Below are 16,442 nucleotides of genomic sequence, written 5' to 3' on the forward strand. Positions count from 1 at the left end.
CGCTCCGCCGCGGCCCGCGCCGGTCTCCTCGTCCGTCGGCGCAGCCGCGTCGGGGCCGGGTCGGTGGGTGACCGGCGGTGGCCGGCCCATCGTGTTCAGCCTCCCCCGGCGGTCTGCCGGCCCGCCATCGCCTGCTCGACCCAGGAGCGCAGGACGTGCGCGGGCGCCGCTCCGGCCTGTCGGGCGACCGTCTCGCCCCGGTCCAGGACGAGCAGGGTCGGCACCGCCTGTACCTCGAACCGCCCGCTGAGCCGCGGGTTCTGGTCCACGTCGACCTTGACGAGCTTGATCCGTCCGGCCAGGTCGCGGGCGACCTGTTCGAGAGCGGGGCTGACCATGCGGCAGGGGCCGCACCAGGTGGCCCAGAGGTCGACGACGACGGGCTGGGTGGCGCGTTCCGCGATCTCGGCGAAGTCGTCGTCGCCCGCGTCGACGATCCAGGGCAGGGCCTGCTTGCAGTGGCCGCACTTGGGACGCCCCTCGGCGGCCACGGGGATCCGGTTGGCGCGCCCGCAGTTCGGGCAGGTCACCGTCGTCATCCGGGTGGTGTTCACGCCGCCCTCGCTTCCCGGGCGTCCTCCGGCTGGTCGTAGACGACGGCCAGCTCTCCGTGTTCGGCGTCGACGCGGATGGTCGCGCCGTCCTGGACGTCGCCGCGCAGCAGGGCGCGCCCGACCAGTGTCTCGACCTCGTGGGAGATGTAGCGCCGCAGCGGCCGCGCCCCGTATACCGGGTCGTAGCCCTCATGTGCGATCAACTCAAGTGCTGCCGACGTGAGTTCGACGGTGATGCGGCGTTCCGCGAGCCGCCGCCGCAGTTCGTCGAACTGCAGCTCCACGATCCGCTCGATCTGCCGCTCGCCGAGCGGCTTGAACAGCACGATGTCGTCGACGCGGTTGAGGAACTCCGGCCGGAAGTGCCCGCGCAGCTCGCCCATGACCAGCGCCCGGGCCTCCGGCTTGATCTCCCCCTCGGCGGTGGCTCCGTCGAGGAGGTGCTCGGAGCCGATGTTGGACGTCATGATGATCACGGTGTTGCGGAAGTCCACCGTGCGGCCCTGGGCATCGGTGATGCGCCCGTCGTCGAGGACCTGCAGCAGGGTGTTGAAGACATCGGTGTGCGCCTTCTCGATCTCGTCGAACAGCACGACCGAGTACGGCTTGCGGCGCACGGCCTCGGTGAGCTGGCCGCCCTCCTCGTAGCCGACGTATCCGGGAGGTGCGCCCATGAGCCGGCTGACGGTGTGCCGCTCCTGGTACTCGCTCATGTCGAGGCGGACCATGTTCTCCTCGGAGTCGAACAGGGCCCGGGCGAGGGTCTTGGCCAGCTCGGTCTTGCCGACGCCGGTGGGACCGAGGAAGACGAACGAGCCGATGGGGCGGCGAGGGTCGCGGATGCCGGAGCGGGCGCGGATGATGGCGTCGGCCACCAGCTTGACGGCCTCGTCCTGGCCGACGACGCGCTCGCGCAGGATCTCGTCGAGGCGCAGCAGCTTCTCGCGTTCGCCCTCCTGGAGGCGGGTGACGGGGATGCCGGTCCAGGCGGCGACGATCTCGGCGATCTCCTCCTCGGTGACGACCTCGCGCAGCAGCCGGTTACCGCCTTGTTTGGAGGCCAGTTGCTCCTCCTCCGCGGCGAGCCGGCGCTCCAGGTCCCGCAGGCGGCCGTAGCGCAGTTCGGCGGCGCGGTTGAGGTCGTAGGCGCGTTCGGCCTCCTCGGCGTCGTGGCGGACCTGCTCCAGTTCCTGGCGCAGTTCCTGCACGCGGCGGATGGCCTGCCGTTCGGCCTCCCACTGGGCCTGTTTGGCGTCGGCCTCGCCGCGCAGGTCGGCCAGTTCCTTGCGCAGTTCCTCCAGGCGGGCCTTGCTGGCGGGGTCGCTCTCCTTGGACAGGGCGGCTTCCTCGATCTCCAGGCGGGTCACGCGACGGGTGATCTCGTCGAGTTCGGCGGGCATCGAGTCGATCTCGGTACGCAGCCGGGCGCAGGCCTCGTCGACGAGGTCGATGGCCTTGTCGGGCAGGAACCGGTCGGTGATGTAGCGGTGGCTGAGGGTGGCCGCGGAAACCAGGGAGGTGTCCTGGATCTTCACGCCGTGGAAGACCTCCAGGCGTTCGCGCAGTCCGCGCAGGATCGAGATGGTGTCCTCGACGCTCGGCTCGTCGACCACGACCTGCTGGAAGCGGCGTTCGAGGGCGGCGTCCTTCTCGATGTACTTGCGGTACTCGTCCAGGGTGGTGGCGCCGATCATGTGCAGTTCGCCGCGCGCGAGCATCGGCTTGAGCATGTTGCCCGCGTCCATGGCCCCTTCGGCGGCGCCCGCCCCCACGACGGTGTGCAGTTCGTCGACGAAGAGCAGGATCTGCCCCTGGGCGGCCTTGACCTCGCTGAGGACGGCCTTCAGGCGTTCCTCGAACTCACCGCGGTACTTGGCGCCGGCGACCAAGGAGCCCATGTCGAGGGCGAAGACGACCTTGTCACGCAGTCCTTCGGGCACGTCCCCGCGGACGATGCGCTGGGCGAGACCCTCGACGATGGCGGTCTTGCCGACGCCGGGGTCGCCGATCAGGACGGGGTTGTTCTTGGACTTTCGGCTGAGGATCTGGGTGACGCGGCGGATCTCGGCGTCCCGGCCGATGACCGGGTCGAGCCGCCCGGACTTGGCCTCGGCGACCAGGTCGCGGCCGTACTTCTCCAGGGCCTCGTAGGCCACCTCGGGGTTGGCGGAGGTCACGCGCTGGTTGCCGCGGACCTGGGTGAGCGCGCCGAGGAAGGAGTCCCGCGTGACGCCGTGCTCCTTGAGCAGGCGTCCGGCGGTGGTCGCCGAGCCCTCCTCGGCCAGGGCCAGGAGCAGGTGTTCCGTGGACACGTACTCGTCCTTGAGGCGTTTGGCCTCCCGTTCCGCCTCGTCCAGCAGCCGGGACAGGCGCTGGGTGACGAAGACCTGGCCGGGCGCCGCGCCCGGGCCGGTCACCTTGGGCCGGCGGGAGAGCTCCCCGCGTACGGCCGCGCGCAGCCCCTCCGGCTCGGTGCCCGACCGCTGCAGCAGCCGCGGGATCAGCCCCTCCTCCTGGTCGAGGAGGGCGAGCAGCAGATGTTCGCCGTCGACCTCGGTGTGGCCAAGGCGGCCGGCGATGCTCTGGGCTTCCTGCAGGGCTTCCTGTGACTTCTGGGTCAGGCGGTTCATGTCCATGGTGGTAGATCACTCCTCACGCCTGCGCGCCGCAGCGCGGCTTCGAGCAAGCTGATGCGGTCGAGCAGGTCGAGCACCAGAGCGAGGGACGCGTAGTTCAGGCACAGCCCGATGCGCAACCGCTGGACGCGGGCCAGGGCGGCCGGGGCCGCGGGGGCGAACACCAGCCGACCGGAGGCGTCACGAGCGGCGTCCACCAGTCCGAGGGCGACGAACCGACGGATCAGGTCGGGATGGAGGCCCGAGCGGCGGGCCACGGTGTCCAGGGAGAGCCCGGGCACGGGCACGATCGCGTACTGCACGCCCACCTCGGTCGTGCGGGTGTCGGACGGGCGGCCCTCGGCCGGTCGGTCGGTCATCAGGTCCTCCGGGGGTCGAAGGAGGAGACAGCGGCGAGTTCTTCCATCAGCTCGCGCTCCCGGTCGGTCAGGCGGGGCGGCACCATGATCCGCAGCTCCGCGTACAGGTCTCCGTTCACGCCGCGCGGGCCCGGCATGCCCTCGCCGCGCAGCCGCAGGCGCCGCCCGCTGGAGGATCCGGCGGGCACGGTCACCTTGGCCGTGGCACCGCTCGGCGTGCGCACCGGCACGGTCGCGCCCAGCGCCGCCTCCCACGGTGTGACCGGCAGCTTCACGTGGACGTTCCGGCCTTCGAGGCGGAACTCGGGGTGCGGCTGGATCCGCACCCGCAGGTACAGGTCCCCGGCGGGGGCGTCCTCGCCGCTTCCGCGCCCGCCCTCACCGGCCAGCCGGATGCGCTGGCCGTCGGTGGTGCCGGGCGGGACGTCGACCTGGTAGCGCCGCTGCCCGCCGGGCCCGGCCAGGGTGACCGTACGACGGCCGCCCCGGTACGCCTCCTCGACGGTGAGCGGCAGCTCGGCCTCCTGGTCGGCGCCGGGCACGCGGGTCCGCCCGGCGCCGCCGAACAGCGAGCCGAACAGGTCCTCGACGTCGACCCCCTCGCCCCCGAAGCCCGACGTGGAGTACCGCACGCGGGGACCGCCGCCGCCGGGCCACCCGGAGCCGCCGCCGGCGCCCGCGGCGACCCGCTCCTCCCAGTCCTCCGGGATCTGGCGGAAGTCCTCGCCGAAGCGGTCGTACCGGGCTCGCTGCTCCGGGTCGGACAGGACGCTGAAGGCCTCGTTGACCTCCTTGAACCGGTCCTCCGCCTGCGGGTCCTTGTTGACGTCCGGGTGGTACCTGCGGGCCAGGGCGCGATAGGCCCGCTGGATCTCGTCCCGGTCGGCGGTGCGCGGAACGCCGAGCACCTCGTAGAAGTCGCGTGCCATGGACGCTCACTCCCGCTTCGCGACGGTCACGGCGGCGGGCCGCAGCTGCCCCTCGGCGTCCCCGTAACCGGGTCGCACGACCTGGACCACGGTGTTCGGTTCGGCGTCGGGATCCTGGACCACCGCGACCACCTCGTGCCGGGCCGGGTCGAACGGCACGCCCGTCTCCGCGTGGCGCGGATAGCCCAGCCGCTCCAGGACGTCGACGGCCTGGTCGCGCACGGCGCGGACGCCTTCGACGATCGCACCGGGGTCGGCCCCGGCGTGGCTCAGGGCCAGTTCCAGGTTGTCGATGACGGGCAGGAAGGCCGCAGCCGTCCGGGCACGTTCGGCCGCGGCCACCCGCTCCAGCTCCCTGACATGGCGTTTGCGCAGGTTGTCGGCGTCGGCCAGGGCGCGCCGCCAGCGGTCCTCGGCCTCGCGCAGCGCGGCCGCGTACTCGTCCTCGGGGGCTGCGGTGCCGGTCGCGGCGTCCGGCCCCGGCTCCGCTTCCACCGTCGGCGGCCCGGGTTGCGCGAGGTCCCCGAACGGCGGCTGTACGGCGCCTTCCGGCGTCGGGTCGGGCTCTCGGTCCCGGGGCGGTATGGGCATGGCCGCCACCTCAGCCCTTGTCGAACTCGGCGTCGATCACATCGTCGTCGTCCCCGGCGCCGCCCGGCGCGGACCCGCCGGCAGCGGATCCGTCGGGTGATCCGGCATCCGTCGGACCGCCTGCGGCGGCTCCGGCCTGGTGGGCCGCGAGTCCGGCGAAGACCTGCTGGAGTTCGGACGCCAGCGGCCGGACCTTGTCCACCCCGGCCTCGTTCTTGACGGCCTCGCGGGCCTCCGCCACCAGCATCTCGGCGCGGGCCTTCTCATGTGCGGGCGCGGCGTCGCCGAGCTCGTCCAGGCGCTTTTCGACCTGGTAGGCGATGGCGTCCAGTTCGTTGCGCGCATCGACCGCCTCGCGCAGGGCCTGGTCCTGGCCGCGGTTGCTCTCGGCCTCCTGGACCATCCGCTCAACCTCGCTGCTGTCGAGGTTGGAGCTCTCGCTGATGGTGATGCCCTGTTCCTTCCCGGTGTCCTTGTCGCGCGCGGTGACGTTGAGGATGCCGTTGGCGTCGACGTCGAAGGTGACCTCGATCTGCGCCTCTCCGCGCGGCGCGGGGCGGATGTCGGTGAGCTGGAAGCGGCCCAGGACCCGGTTGTCGGCTGCCCGCTCGCGCTCGCCCTGGAGGACGACGACGTCGACGGCGGGCTGGTTGTCCTCGGCGGTGGAGAAGGTCTCGGTGCGGCGCACCGGGATGGTGGTGTTCCGCTCGATGATCTTCGTCATCACGCCGCCGCGCGTCTCCACGCCCAGCGACAGGGGGGTGACGTCGAGCAGCAGGACGTCCTTGACCTCGCCCTTGAGGACCCCGGCCTGGATCGCGGCGCCCTTCGCCACGACCTCGTCGGGGTTGACGCTCATGTTGGGGTCCTTGCCGCCGGTCAGCCTGCGCACCAGCGCCTGCACGGCGGGAATGCGGGTGGAGCCGCCGACGAGGATGACCTCGTCGATGTCGTTGTCGCTGACCTTGGCGTCGTCCATCGCCTGCCGCACCGGGCCGAGGCAGCGCTCCACCAGGTCGGCGGTGATCTGTTCGAACGTGGATCGCATGATCGTGGTGGTCAGGTGCTTGGGCCCGGCGGCGTCGGCCGTGATGAACGGCAGGCTGACCTGTGCTTGGGTCACCGAACTGAGCTCGGTCTTGGCCTTCTCGGCAGCCTCGAAGAGGCGTTGCAGCGCTTGCGGGTCCTGGCGCAGATCGATGCCGTTCTCCTTCTGGAACCCGTCGGCGAGCTGGTCGACCAGCCGGCGGTCGAAGTCGTCGCCGCCGAGGTGGCCGTCGCCGGCCGTGGACCGTACCTCGACCACGCCGTCGCCGACGTCGAGGATGCTGACGTCGAAGGTGCCGCCGCCCAGGTCGAAGACGAGCACGGTCTCGTGCTCCTTCTTGTCCATGCCGTAGGCGAGGGCGGCCGCGGTCGGCTCGTTGATGATCCGCAGCACCTCCAGGCCGGCGATCCGTCCGGCGTCCTTGGTGGCGGTGCGCTGGGCGTCGTTGAAGTAGGCGGGCACCGTGATGACCGCCTCCGTGACCCGCTCGCCCAGCTGCTTGGAGGCGTCGTCGGCCAGCTTGCGCAGCACCTGCGCGCTGATCTCCTCGGGAGCGTAGAGCTTGTCGCGCACCTTGAAGCGGGCGGCGCCGCCGTCTCCCGCGACCACCTCGTACGCGACGGCCTTGGCCTCTTCGGAGACCTCGTCGAAGCGCCGGCCGATGAACCGCTTGGCCGAGTAGATGGTGCCCTGGGGGTTGAGGATCGCCTGGCGGCGGGCCAGCTGGCCCACCAGGCGCTCGCCGGTGTCGGTGAAGGCCACCACGGACGGCGTCGTGCGGTTGCCCTCGCTGTTGGGTATGACCGTCGACTCACCGCCCTCCCAGACGGCGATCACCGAGTTCGTGGTGCCCAGGTCGATGCCTACTGCCTTGGCCATGAGGAACTCCTTCCGACTCGCTCGGGTGACGGCAGGACCGCTGCGCGGGCCGCTGCTCTTCCGAGCCGCGCTGCTCATGCTGGAGTCGTCCCGGCGAGCCCTGACGAGACCAGGGTGGCAAGGCGACAGCGTGCTCCGCCTGCGCCCGGCAGGTCGGAAATCGAGGAACCGCTCGACCCGGGAGAACAAGGATCAATTCGGACAAACGTCACGCTTTCCGCCTAGGCTGGGTGCGCGGGGCCCGTCGGGCGCGGATCCCGGGAATCGCCCGATCGCCCCCGATGGCCGGGGGAGAAACGGAGTGATCTATGGCCAGCCATCCGTCACGGAGGCTGCCCCTTCGCGTCGCCGACCAGGGAGTGACCCGCCACCCGAGCTCCGCTGCGGGCCCCGACCGGGACGCCCGCCCCCTCGCGGCACTGGACCCACAGGGGCTGCTCGTGCTGTCCCACACCCTGTTCGCCTGCGTGCAGCAGAGTGAGATCGTCCGGTTGGCCATGGGGCACGTCAGCGCCCTCGGTCCCTACCACGCCGAAGCCGGATACCTCGCCACGGCCGCCGGCCTGTCCCGCGTCCCCGGCCAGGAGGCGGGAGCGCCGGCGGTCGACGACGCACCGGTGAAGCCGCCGGTCGACGACGCACTGATGAAGGGGTTCGGCGAGGCAGACGGCCCCGTATCCCTTCCGGAGCGACCATGGACCTGGGCGTTCGGGCTGCGCGGGGTCGGCGGCCTGCTCGGCTGCCTCCTGATCTCCTCCCGCTCCGAGCCCGACGAGCAGGGGCGCTTCCTGCTGGGGTCCCTGGTGGGGCTCACCTCGGCGGCCTTGTCACTGACGGTCACGCGCGCGTCGCATTCCGAGTACGCCGGTGAACTGAGCCGACTGCGCACCGAGCGCGACACCGCACTGCGGCAGCTGGACGCCGTGCGCTCCGAGTCTCGGCTGCGGCAGACCGTGCACGAGACGCTCGCTCGTGTCGCCGCCCGGGGCGGCGGTGAGGACGCCATCACCCAGGCGCTGTACGAGCTCACCGGACTGTCGGCACTCGTCGAGGACCGGTTCGGAAACCTGAGGTCCTGGGCCGGCCCCGGCCGGCCCGACCCCTATCCGGTGCGGTCCTCGACCGACCAGGAAGAGATGTTGCGGCAGGCCGGACGCGAGGCGGGGCCAGTCAAAATCAAGGGCCGGCTGATCGCCCTGGCCCGGCCACGCGGCGACCTCCTCGGCGTACTCGCCCTCGAGGACCCCGAGGCGACAGCCGATGAGCACACCGTGTTCGCACTCGATCACGCCCAGTGGTCGCTCGCCCGGGAACTGCTGCGTCTGCGCGAACTCAGCGAAGCCGAAGTACGGCTGCACCGTCAGCTGATGGACGACCTGCTGGAGGGCGCCGAGGAGACGAGCGCCCGCGCCCGGGCCAAAGCGTGCGGGCACGACCTGCGACGTACCCACTACGTGGTCGTGGTGCACTGGCCGGGCAACGCCGCGATCAGCTCCTTCACCCGCGCCGTCGAACAGGCCACGGCGGGCTCGGCCACCCCGCCGCTGATCACCCGCCGCGGCGACCGGGTCATCCTGCTGACCGAATCCAGGCCCGACGACGACGCCGTGTACACGGCGCTGGCCCATGAGCTGGGAACGCCCGACGGAGCGATCGGGGTGAGTACCCGCTGCGACTCCCCGGACGGCATTCCCCGCGCTTACGAGGAGGCGCTGCGGGCCCTGGAGGTGCGGCAGAACTCCCGCCAGCACAGCGGGACGACCTTCTTCGACGACCTCGGGCTGTACCGGATTCTGGGGCCCGGAAACGATCTCCGGGAGCTCGAGGACTTCGTGCGGGAGTGGCTCGGCCGGCTGATCGACTACGACACACGGCACGACACGGAGCTGGTGGAGACGCTCTCGCGCTACTTCGACTGCGGGGGCAATTACGACGATGCGGCCGCCGCGCTGACGGTCCACCGCAGCACCCTGCGCTACCGGCTCCAGCGCATCCGTGAGATCAGCGACCGGGACCTGGCGGATGTCGACACCCGGCTCAACCTCCAGGTGGCAACGCGCGTCTGGAAGATCATCCTGGGCGGGCGGCGCTGACCGCAGCGGTGCGGCCACGGCACACGGGGCCCCGCGGCGGGTCGAGCGTCACGGTTGCGTGGTGCCCAGGATCAGCCGGCCCACCGAGTCGCTGAGGACACCGCGCGCCTCGGCGTCGAGGCCGTCGTCGGAGACGAAGTAGTCGATCTCGGAGAGGCCGATGAAGCGGCTGAGGCCCACGACGCCCCATTTGGTGTGGTCCGCGACCACGGCCACCTGGGTGGCGCAGTCGATCAGGGCGCGGTTGGTCTGGGCTTCCGCGAGGTTGGGCGTCGTGGCGCCGGCGCGCTCGGACACCCCGTGCGCGCCGATGACGAGCAGGTCCACCTGGAGGGTGCGGATCGCCTGGTCCGCCAGAGGGCCGACCAGGGAGGCCGACTTGGTGGGCGCCCCTCCGGTCAGCAGCAGGGTGGGGTTGGCGCCGGGCTCCGCTCCCCTGGGCCGCAGCAGCTCGGCGACCGGGAGGGAGTTGGTGACCACCGTCAGGCCGGGGACGTCCCGGAGCCGGGCCGCCACCGCGTAGGACGTCGTACCGCCCGAGATGGCGACGACGCTGCCGGGTTTCACGAGGGCCGAAGCGGCCTCTGCCACCGCCGCCTTGGCCCGCGACTCCAGGCCGGCCTTCGTCTCGAAGGGCGGCTCGTCCCCCGTGGTGTCGGAGGCCCTGATAGCGCCGCCGTGCACCTTCGACAGGGCGCCGCTGCGGGCGAGGACGTCCAGATCGCGGCGAACGGTCATGTCCGAGACGCCCAGTTGTTCCACGAGATCGGCCACGCGCACGGCGCCGTCACGGCGCACGATGTCGAGGATCAGAGCCCTCCGCTGGGGTGCAAGGCGCGCTGCTTCGGCCACGTTCTCGTCCCCGCTCCCGTGCGTACCGTCCGTGTGCTCCGCTCGCGTTCACACGGCATTCCTCATAAACGAACAGTCTACGTCGCCGAACTCCGGCCTCACCGGCCACTCATGTGATGCGCCGGGCGCCGGCGGCCGGGGAGACCGGGAACAGGTGCGGGACCTGGTACCCGGCCGAACGGAACGCGGCGGTGACGGCGGCGCCGATCGCCTCCGTCCGGTGCTCCCGCGCCAGCACGATGACCGAGCCGCCGAAACCGCCGCCGGTCATGCGCGCCCCGAGCGCTCCGTGGGCGAGCGCGGTCTCCACCGCGAGATCGCTCTCCGCACAGGAGATCCGGAAGTCGTCGCGCAGCGAGGCGTGGCCCTCCGAGAGGATGGGCCCCAGCGCCGCGGGCTGCCCGGCCCGCAGATGGGCGACGGCCGCGGTGACGCGTGCGTTGTCCGTCACGACGTGCCGGACCAGGCGCGCGAGGTTTGCGGGGAGCTCGCTCACGGTACGGGGCAGGTCCACCGGGCCGAGGTCGCGCAGGGCCGGTACGCCGAGCAGGCGGGCGGCCCGCTCGCACCCCGCCCGCAGGGCCGCGTACGCGCCGTCCCCGAGGTCGTGCTTCACGCGGGTGTCGACGACCAGCAGGCTCAGTCCCCGCGCCTGCGGGGCAAAGGGGACCTGCTGGTGGACCCCGGTGCGGAAGTCCAGGTACAGGGCCGCGCCGGAGGCGCAGCAGGCGGAGGCCACCTGGTCCATGGCCCCGCAGGGCACGCCGGCGAAGCCGTTCTCCGCCCGCTGGGCCATCAGGGCGAGGTCGAGTGCGCCCAGGCCCAGCCCGTAGAGGTCGTTGTAGGCGAAGGCCACCGCGCACTCCAGGGCGGCGGAGGAGGAGAGGCCCGCGCCGATGGGCACGGCACTCTCGATGTGGAGGTCGGCTCCGCCGGGCCGGAGTCCGGCCTCACGCAGCGCCCAGACGACGCCTGCCGGGTAGGCGCCCCAGGTGGTGACGGTTCCGGGGGTCAGGCGGTCCACGTCGAGATCGACGACCGGGCCGTCGCCCTGGGCGCTGTGCAGCCGCAGCCGCCCGTCCTGCCGCCGCCGGGCCGCGACCAGGGTGTTCTGCGGGATGGCGACGGGAAGCGCGAGACCGTCGTTGTAATCGGTGTGCTCGCCGATCAGGTTGACCCGGCCGGGCGCTGCCCAGACCCCCTCGGGGCGGGCGCCGTAGACGCGCCGGAAGGTGTCCTCGTACGGGCTCATGACGCGACCTCGCGCAGCCGCCGGGCCGCGGCCTCGGGGGCGATGTCGTTGACGAAGGAGTCCATGCCGGATTCGACCCCGGCGAGGAATTTGAGCTTGTCCGCCGACCGGCGGACCGTGAACAGCTCCAGGTGCAGGGCCAGTTCCCGGCCGCTCGTCTTCGGCGCCTGGTGCCAGGCGGACACATAGGGGGTGGGGGTCGCCTGCGCGGCCTCGCCTTCCCGGCGGAACAGCCGGTCGAACCTGCGCAGCAGTTCCAGATACATCCCGGGGAACTCGGCGCGCGCCGCCTCGGTGAGTCCGGTGAGGTCGCGAACGCGCCGATGGGGGTAGAGGTGCACCTCGTAGGGCCAGCGGGCGGCGTACGGGACGAACGCCGTCCAGTGCTCTGCGGCCAGGACCAGGCGCGCGGGGGTGGCGCGGGCCTCGGCGAGCAGCTCGTCGAAGAGGTTCGCCCCGGTGGCGGACCGGTGCCTGGCGGCGGCGGCGACCATCTTGGCGGTCCGCGGCGCCGCGAACGGGAAGGCGTAGATCTGGCCGTGCGGGTGCGCGAGGGTGACCCCGATCTCCGCTCCCCGGTTCTCGAAGCAGTACACCTGCTCGACACCGGGAAGGGCGGACAGCCGTTCGGTGCGGTCCGTCCAGGCGTCGAGTACGAGGCGGGCCCGTTCCTCGGTCAGATCGGCGAAGCTCGCTCCGTGCTCGGGGGTGAAGCAGACGACCTCGCAGCGTCCGGAGCGCCCCGCCAGGGAGGGGAAACGGTTCTCGAAGACGGCCACGTCGTAGTCCGCCGCCGGTATCTCGCTGCTGTGCCCGTCGCCCGACGGGCACAGGGGGCACGCGTCGGTCGGGGGGTGGTGGGTTCGCCCCTGCCGGTGCGAGGCGATCGCGACCCAGTCCCCCGTGGCCGGGTCCAGGCGCAGCTCCGGGCTGCTGTCGAGGCGCTGCGGCGGGCGCCGGTCGACCGTGTCGCGGCCGGGGCTCCCGTCGAGGTCGAAGTAGATCAGTTCGCGGCCGTCCGCGAGATGCGTCGTGGTCTTCTTCACGGAAACTGCCCGTCTCTCGCAGTGTGCGATGCGTTTGCTGTGATCGGCCGTGTCGGACACACCGGACCGCGCGCTCCCCGCGCGCAGCGCCTCAGTGAGGCAGTCCGACCGCGCGTTCGCCGCTGCGGCGCTGCTGGATGACGACGGCGGCGACGAGGAGGGCACCCTGCGCGACGTTCTGCCAGAAGGTGTTGATGCCCTCGACGGTCAGGCCGTTCTCCAGCGCGCCGAGCAGCGCCACGGCCAAGAGCGTGCCGCCGATGCCGCCCTTGCCGCCCTTGAGCGCGCATCCGCCCAGCGCGGCCGCCGTGACGGCCTTGAGTTCGAGCCCTTCGCTGCCCGAGACGGGCTGTCCCGATCCGGTCCGGGCCGTCAGCAGGATGCCCGCGACCGCCGCGACCACGCCGATGAGCGCGTAGACCGCCACCAGGTACTTGTTGATGTCGATGCCCGCCAGACGCGCCGCGGTGTCGTTGCCGCCGATCGCGTAGACGTTGCGGCCGATGTCCGTGTACTTCAACAGGACGTGCACCGCCAGCGCCACGACCGCCAGGATCCAGATCATCACCGGAACACCGGCGATCTTCCCGCGGCCCAGGAACACGAACAGGGGGTCGTTGAGCACGTAGCCCTGCGCGCGGCCGCCGGAGACGAGTTGGGCCACGCCCTTGTACGCGGCCAGGCCGGCGAGGGTCGCGATGGTCGGGTTGACCCGGCCGTAGACGATGAAGACGCCGTTGACCACCCCGACCAGGAGGCCCACGCCGATCGCCGCGGCCATGCCGAGGTAGGGGTTCGATCCGCCGGACGTGAAGACCATGGCGCTGACCACGGAGGCGAGTCCCGCCTGCGAGCCGACGGATATGTCGAGTCCCCCGCAGATGATCACGACGGTCTGGACGACGGCGAGAAGCCCGGTGATCGTCGCGGCCTCGCCGATCACTTGGAGGTTGGAAAGGCTGAGGTAGTTGTCGTTCAGGAGGCCGAACAGGGCCAGTACGAGGACGAGGGCGCCGATGAGGCTCAGGTTCTGGCCCCCGAGCGAGGAGAGCAGGGTTCCTCTGCTCTTCCCCGCCGGAGCGGGGACGCTGTCGGTGGTCGCCGGCGTGCGGGTGGTGGTCATCGTGCGTCTCCATCGGCGGAGTCGGTGAGCGTTCGGTCTGCGGCGACGGGGGCGAGGTCGTCGGCCATGGCGAGGTGGAGGACGGCTTCCTCGGTGGCCTCCGAGCGGCTGAGTTCACCGGTGATGCGGCCGTTCTGCATGACGACGACCCGGTCGGCGAGCCCGAGCACCTCGGGCAGTTCGGAGGAGATCACCAGGAGGGCCACCCCCTCCCGGGCGAGGTCGGCGATGATGCGGTAGATCTCCGCCTTGGCGCCGATGTCGATGCCGCGCGTCGGCTCGTCGAGGATCAGCACCGCGGGTTTGCGCAACAGCCACCGCGCGAGCACGACCTTCTGCTGGTTGCCGCCCGAGAGTTTGCGCACTTCGTGCTCGATCGAGGGCGTACGCACCCGCAGCCGGTCGGAGTAGTCCTGCGCCGCCGCCCTCTCGCGGCGGCTGCGGACGAATCGCCAGCGGCGCATCCGGTCCAGGCTCACCAGCGAGGTGTTGTCCCGGACGGAGCGGTGCAGGAACAGCGCCTGGGCCTTGCGCTCCTCGGGGGCGAGTCCGATGCCGGCCCGGATCGCGTCCTTGGGGCTGCGCAGGCGCAGGGTCCGGCCGTTCACGCTGACGCGCCCCGCCCGCAGGGGCCGGTCGCCGGCGAGGGCGAGGGCGAGTTCGGAGCGGCCGGCGCCCATGAGTCCGGCCAGGGCGACCACCTCTCCGGCGCGGACGTCGAGGTCGATGTCGAAGACGTCGTCCGTGGTGACGCCTTGCAGGCGCAGGACCACCTCCTCGCGGGCGACGTCCTGCCGGACGTACAGGGAGGAGAGGTCACGGCCGACCATCAGGCGGACCACTTCCCCCTCGTCGGTGTCGCGGGCCTCCAGCACACCGGCGAGGGCGCCGTCGCGCAGGACGGCTATGCGGTCGGCGAGGCGGAAGATCTCCTTCATGCGGTGGGAGACGTAGATGACGGCGATGCCCCGGCCTCGGAGCCGCTCGATCAGGCCGAAGAGGGCCTCAACCTCGTTCTCGGACAGGGAGGAGGTGGGCTCGTCGAAGGCGATGACCTTCGCGTCGCCGGTCAGCGCCCGCAGGATCTCCACCAACTGGCGCTGTGCGGGGGTGAGTTCTGACCCGAGCTGATCGGGGTGGATGACCTTCTCGAAACCGAGCCGGAGCAGGTCCGCGGTGATGCGGCGGCGCAGCTCGGCCCGGTCGAGACGGCGTCCGGCCGTGCGCGGCAGGGCTCCGGCGTAGACGTTCTCGGCGACCGAGACGTGCGGGATGATCTCCGGCTCCTGGGGAATGATCCGGATCCCGGCCTTGCGGGCGTCGTGCGGCGAGGAGAAGTTCCGCGGGCGTCCGGCCCACAGGATGGCGCCCTCGGTGGGCTGGTGGTCTCCGGTGAGGATCTTCAGGAGGGTCGACTTGCCCGCCCCGTTCTCCCCCATGAGGGCGGTCACCCGGCCCGGGGGGAAGGAGAGCGTGACACCGCTGAGCGCCTGCACCGCGCCGAAGCGCTTGGTGACGTTCTCGACGGAGATCTCCTCGCCGGGGTGGTGGGGGGCGGTGGGCGGCTGGGGCCCGGCTGTGGTCATGGGAGCCTCGCAAGCTGGGATGACAGGTGGCGTTCCGGCGACGCTGCCGCTCCGCGCCGGCCGGGGCGGGGCGGAGCGGGTACGGCCCCGCCGCGGCGTGGGCCGTACCCGGGCGGCGGCGGGCCCGGCTCAGCTGCAGGCGACTCCCGCGTCCTTCCAGCTGGAGGCGTCGACCATCTTGGTCGGGGCGAAGGCCTCCTTGGGGAACTCCTTGCCGTTCTTCAGCTTGTCGTACATCGTCTGCACGGCCAGGGCGCCGACGTCCCTGCCGTTGATGAAGAGCGCCGCCTTCATCCCGGACGGCTTGCCGGAGCTCCAGTTCTTGCAGGCGAGGTAGGCCCCGAGACCCACGCCGATAACGTTGTCAGCCGTGAACCCGGCGTTCTCCAGCGCGGTGACGCCGCCCTGGACGTTCTCGTCGTTGCAGCCCCAGACCACCCAGTGCTTCACGGAGGCGTTCGCGGTGATCGTCGCCGCGATCTTGTCCTGCGCTCCCGTCGGGGAGTTGTCGGTGGGTACGTCGAGGTTCTGGACCGCCACGCCCGCGGTCTCCGCGAAGGCCTTCTTCGCGGCGCTGACCCGGTCGGTGCACACCGTGACGTCCTGCTTCCAGGCCGAGATGGTCCGCGTCTCCGCCGCGTTCCAGCCCGCCTTCTTGAACTCCTCGGCGGCGCGCCTGCCCACCTCGCCGCCCATCTGCCCACCGCTGAAGCCGATACGGGGGACCAGGCCGTCGGCCCCGCAGGCGGCGGGGTCGGGGCCGGTGGCGCAGATCTGGTCGTCCGACGTCAGGAGGGCCACCTTGCTGCTCTTCGCCAGCTGCACGACCTGCGGTCCCACGGCCGGGTCGGGCACCACCACGATCAGCCCGTTGCTCTTCTGCGATATGGCCGCCTGGGCCTCGCCCACCGTCTTGTTGGCGTCGTTGCCCAGGTTCACCACCTTCAGTTCGATGCCGAGCTCGCTCGCCTTCGCCTTCGCGCCGGCGGCCTCGCCGATGAAGTACTCCTGGTCGCCCTGCTTCTGCAGGTAGGTCAGGGAGATCTTCCCGTCGACCTTCCCCACGTCCGCGGCCCCGCTCGTCGTCTCCTGGCCGCTGGAGCACGCGGAGAGGACGAGCATCGCGGCCAGACCCAGGGCCGCGGCGGCCACCGGACGGCGGTGGTGCTGAGTGAGCATGTCAATACCTTCGCTTGGACGGATCGCGCCGGGCGCCCGGGGGTCCGGGCGCCCGGGAGGGCACGTGCGGTGGGGCGGGGCTGTGGAGCGTGTGCGGACAGGGGTCCGGCCTCGGTCGAAGAGCCGCCTGCGGGCGCTTCGTTCACCGAAAATCCATCACAGTCGGCCGCTTTCAAACTTGATGCAACAGAGACAAGCGCTGTTTCCGCCATAAGTCAACAGGGCGAACCGGAGGTTTCGGATTGATGCACCCCGCCACCCCCAACGCGACGCTGGGCCCGGTACGGCGGTGGCGCAAGGGGGTTGGACCGCCAG

The 16,442-nt window shown here is 71.7% G+C and carries 13 protein-coding genes; 1 reads left to right on the forward strand and 12 read right to left on the reverse strand.

Translation table 11 applies throughout. The annotated features are described in order from the left end of the window. Window positions 1-95: 95 nt before the first annotated feature. The 6 genes from trxA to dnaK are packed head-to-tail and all read right to left on the reverse strand — an operon-like array spanning window position 96 to window position 6,996. Complete coding sequence (gene trxA, locus ACS04_RS04740; protein WP_048475208.1) at window positions 96-554, reverse strand: thioredoxin; 459 nt, start codon at window positions 552-554, stop codon at window positions 96-98. Then, window positions 551-3,190, reverse strand: a complete 2,640-nt coding sequence (gene clpB, locus ACS04_RS04745) for an ATP-dependent chaperone ClpB (RefSeq protein WP_048475209.1) — start codon at window positions 3,188-3,190, stop codon at window positions 551-553. Before clpB ends, trxA begins: the two co-directional genes overlap by 4 nt. After that, window positions 3,181-3,549 (reverse strand): chaperone modulator CbpM, encoded by a 369-nt coding sequence (locus tag ACS04_RS04750; protein WP_078864414.1) that lies wholly within the window; start codon window positions 3,547-3,549, stop codon window positions 3,181-3,183. Before ACS04_RS04750 ends, clpB begins: the two co-directional genes overlap by 10 nt. Continuing rightward, window positions 3,549-4,478 carry a DnaJ C-terminal domain-containing protein gene (locus ACS04_RS04755; RefSeq protein WP_048475210.1) on the reverse strand — a complete coding sequence of 310 codons (930 nt, stop codon included), beginning with the start codon at window positions 4,476-4,478 and terminating at the stop codon, window positions 3,549-3,551. The genes ACS04_RS04750 and ACS04_RS04755 overlap by 1 nt, the downstream gene beginning before the upstream one ends. Window positions 4,479-4,484: 6 nt before the next feature. Further along, window positions 4,485-5,069, reverse strand: a complete 585-nt coding sequence (locus ACS04_RS04760) for a nucleotide exchange factor GrpE (protein ID WP_048475246.1) — start codon at window positions 5,067-5,069, stop codon at window positions 4,485-4,487. Window positions 5,070-5,079: 10 nt separating this feature from the next. Beyond that, window positions 5,080-6,996 (reverse strand): molecular chaperone DnaK, encoded by a 1,917-nt coding sequence (gene dnaK / locus ACS04_RS04765; protein WP_048475211.1) that lies wholly within the window; start codon window positions 6,994-6,996, stop codon window positions 5,080-5,082. Window positions 6,997-7,304: 308 nt separating this feature from the next. On the opposite strand from dnaK, the gene ACS04_RS04770 reads away from it, so the two are divergent. Then, window positions 7,305-9,089 (forward strand): PucR family transcriptional regulator, encoded by a 1,785-nt coding sequence (locus ACS04_RS04770; protein ID WP_167352569.1) that lies wholly within the window; start codon window positions 7,305-7,307, stop codon window positions 9,087-9,089. Between the two features lie 48 nt (window positions 9,090-9,137). Here the strand turns inward: ACS04_RS04770 and ACS04_RS04775 are convergent, their stop codons facing one another. From ACS04_RS04775 to ACS04_RS04800, 6 genes are all read right to left on the reverse strand, one after another. Then, a complete protein-coding gene (locus ACS04_RS04775; protein WP_048475212.1) occupies window positions 9,138-9,941 on the reverse strand; it encodes a DeoR/GlpR family DNA-binding transcription regulator in 804 nt (267 codons plus the stop codon). Between the two features lie 109 nt (window positions 9,942-10,050). Then, the gene (gene galK, locus ACS04_RS04780; RefSeq protein WP_048475213.1) at window positions 10,051-11,193 is read right to left on the reverse strand and encodes a galactokinase; all 1,143 of its coding nucleotides are present in this window, start codon (window positions 11,191-11,193) and stop codon (window positions 10,051-10,053) included. Further along, on the reverse strand, window positions 11,190-12,239 hold the full coding sequence (gene galT / locus ACS04_RS04785; RefSeq protein WP_048475214.1) for a galactose-1-phosphate uridylyltransferase: 1,050 nt from the start codon (window positions 12,237-12,239) through the stop codon (window positions 11,190-11,192). The genes galK and galT overlap by 4 nt, the downstream gene beginning before the upstream one ends. Before the next feature lie 91 nt (window positions 12,240-12,330). Beyond that, window positions 12,331-13,362 carry an ABC transporter permease gene (locus tag ACS04_RS04790; RefSeq protein ID WP_048475215.1) on the reverse strand — a complete coding sequence of 344 codons (1,032 nt, stop codon included), beginning with the start codon at window positions 13,360-13,362 and terminating at the stop codon, window positions 12,331-12,333. Then, the gene (locus tag ACS04_RS04795) at window positions 13,359-14,948 is read right to left on the reverse strand and encodes a sugar ABC transporter ATP-binding protein (RefSeq protein WP_048475216.1); all 1,590 of its coding nucleotides are present in this window, start codon (window positions 14,946-14,948) and stop codon (window positions 13,359-13,361) included. The genes ACS04_RS04790 and ACS04_RS04795 overlap by 4 nt, the downstream gene beginning before the upstream one ends. 129 nt (window positions 14,949-15,077) lie before the next feature. After that, window positions 15,078-16,127, reverse strand: a complete 1,050-nt coding sequence (locus tag ACS04_RS04800) for a substrate-binding domain-containing protein (RefSeq protein WP_107438533.1) — start codon at window positions 16,125-16,127, stop codon at window positions 15,078-15,080. Between the last annotated feature and the right edge of the window lie 315 nt (window positions 16,128-16,442).

It is taken from the genome of Streptomyces roseus (genome assembly GCF_001044425.1).
GTDB classification, from domain to species: Bacteria; Actinomycetota; Actinomycetes; order Streptomycetales; family Streptomycetaceae; genus Streptomyces; species Streptomyces roseus.

Bases quoted from the DNA above. Each gene is read 5' to 3' on its own strand.
- ACS04_RS04770 (WP_167352569.1), top strand. From the start codon at position 7,305: ATGGCCAGCCATCCGTCACGGAGGCTGCCCCTTCGCGTCGCCGACCAG.
- galK (WP_048475213.1), bottom strand. From the start codon at position 11,193: ATGAGCCCGTACGAGGACACCTTCCGGCGCGTCTACGGCGCCCGCCCC.
- ACS04_RS04795 (WP_048475216.1), bottom strand. From the start codon at position 14,948: ATGACCACAGCCGGGCCCCAGCCGCCCACCGCCCCCCACCACCCCGGC.
- ACS04_RS04755 (WP_048475210.1), bottom strand. From the start codon at position 4,478: ATGGCACGCGACTTCTACGAGGTGCTCGGCGTTCCGCGCACCGCCGAC.
- dnaK (WP_048475211.1), bottom strand. From the start codon at position 6,996: ATGGCCAAGGCAGTAGGCATCGACCTGGGCACCACGAACTCGGTGATC.
- ACS04_RS04800 (WP_107438533.1), bottom strand. From the start codon at position 16,127: ATGCTCACTCAGCACCACCGCCGTCCGGTGGCCGCCGCGGCCCTGGGT.
- ACS04_RS04760 (WP_048475246.1), bottom strand. From the start codon at position 5,069: ATGCCCATACCGCCCCGGGACCGAGAGCCCGACCCGACGCCGGAAGGC.
- clpB (WP_048475209.1), bottom strand. From the start codon at position 3,190: ATGGACATGAACCGCCTGACCCAGAAGTCACAGGAAGCCCTGCAGGAA.
- ACS04_RS04750 (WP_078864414.1), bottom strand. From the start codon at position 3,549: ATGACCGACCGACCGGCCGAGGGCCGCCCGTCCGACACCCGCACGACC.
- ACS04_RS04790 (WP_048475215.1), bottom strand. From the start codon at position 13,362: ATGACCACCACCCGCACGCCGGCGACCACCGACAGCGTCCCCGCTCCG.